Origin of the sequence: Streptomyces sp. NPDC051172 (genome assembly GCF_040682555.1) — a bacterium.
Taxonomy (GTDB): domain Bacteria; phylum Actinomycetota; class Actinomycetes; order Streptomycetales; family Streptomycetaceae; genus Streptomyces.
Window position 1 is genome coordinate 1 of the sequence record NZ_JBFBBE010000309.1, and the last position, 1,773, is coordinate 1,773.

Genomic DNA, 1,773 nt, shown 5'->3' on the forward strand with positions numbered 1-1,773 from the left:
CGTCCCGTCCGCTCCCCCCGCCGAGCAATGTCAACGAGCACGTCTCCCGCTTCAACCCCCGAGCGGCCGCCCAGGAGTTCGAACACGAACTCTCCCCGGGCATGCGTGACGAGCCGCTGACCGGCGGCGAGAACGTCAAGCGCATCATCGGCCTCGTGGCCGGCCCCCTGCTCGCCGTCGCCCTGTTCCTGCTGATGCCGGGCGACCTCGGCGTCTGGCCCCGCCTCGTCGCCGCCACCGCCGTGCTCATGGCCGTGTGGTGGATGACCGAGGCCCTGCCCATCCCCGCCACCGCCCTGCTGCCGCTCGTCGTCTTCCCGCTCGGCGTGCCCGCCGAGGAGTCCGACGGCGGCATCACCGTCGACGCCGTCGGCGCGAGCTACGGCAACAACGTCATCTTCCTGTTCATGGGCGGCTTCATGCTCGCCCTGGCCATGCAGCGCTGGAACCTGCACCGGCGCATCGCGCTCGGCGTCCTGAAGTTCATGGGCGCCAGGACCGTGAACCTCGTCCTGGGCTTCATGATCGCCACCGGGTTCATCTCCATGTGGGTGTCCAACACCGCCACCGCCGTGATGATGCTCCCCATCGGCGTGTCCATCCTCGTGCTCGTCCAGCGCTACGCCACGGACGACGCCCTGACCGCGGACGAGGCAGCGGACCAGGTCGACCGCCCCGCCGCTCCCGCATCCGCGCCCGGCGAGGCCCCCACGCAGGCCGAGATCCGCTCCCTCACCAAGTCGAACTTCGGCACCGCGCTCATGCTCGGCATCGCGTACGCCGCGTCCATCGGCTCGCTCGGCACCATCATCGGCACCCCGCCCAACACCCTGCTCGCGGGCCACATGGCCGCCGAGCACGGCGTGGAGATCGGCTTCGGCCAGTGGATGCTGGTCGGCGTGCCGATCGCCGTCGTGCTGCTCTTCGCGTGCTGGTTCCTGCTCACCCGCGTGCTGTTCCGCCCCGAGATCGACGAGGTCCCCGGCGGCCGCGACCTGATCGCCACCGAGCTGGCCCGCCTCGGCCGCATGAGCGCCCCCGAGGCCAAGGTCCTCGCCGTCTTCGTCCTCGCCGCGCTGGCCTGGATCACCGTGCCGCTGATCTCCGAGTACGTCCTGGACCTGGAATCCCCGCTGCTCTCGGACGCGGCCATCGCCATCGTCGTCGGACTCATCCTGTTCCTCCTGCCGGCCGGTGGCGGGGCCGGGCGCGGCGTGCGCCTGCTCGACTGGGAGGCCGCGAAGGACCTGCCGTGGGGCGTGCTCCTGCTGTTCGGCGGCGGCCTGGCCCTGTCCGGTCAGTTCTCCAAGTCGGGCCTGTCCACGTGGCTCGGTGAGCAGGTCAAGGGCTTCGGTGACATCCCCGTGTGGGTGCTCGTGGTGATCGCCACCGTCGGCACCCTGCTGCTGACCGAGATGACCTCGAACACGGCCACCGCGGCCACGTTCCTGCCGGTCGCCTCCGGCGTGGCCATGGGCACCGGCATCGCCCCGCTCATGCTGGCCGCGCCCGTCGCCCTCGCCGCGACCTGCGCGTTCATGCTGCCCGTTGCCACCCCGCCGAACGCCATCGCGTACGGCTCCGGCTACGTGACCATCGGCCAGATGGTGAAGGGCGGCGTGTGGCTGAACGTCATCGCCGTCGTGCTCATCTCCATCGCGTCGATGACCCTGCTCGTCTGGGTCTTCGGACTCTGAGTCCTGACCACCGGCGGCCCGGAACGCCGAGGCCCGCAGACGCGCCGTCACGACGCCGGCGTCGCGGCGCGTCTGC

At 71.1% G+C, this 1,773-nt stretch carries 1 protein-coding gene; it reads left to right on the forward strand.

Going from position 1 to position 1,773, the window contains the following annotated elements:
* The coding region (locus AB0N07_RS50615; RefSeq protein WP_365847713.1) for a DASS family sodium-coupled anion symporter at nt 1-1,697 on the forward strand (1,697 nt) is incomplete at its 5' end.
* Nucleotides 1,698-1,773 lie beyond the last annotated feature (76 nt).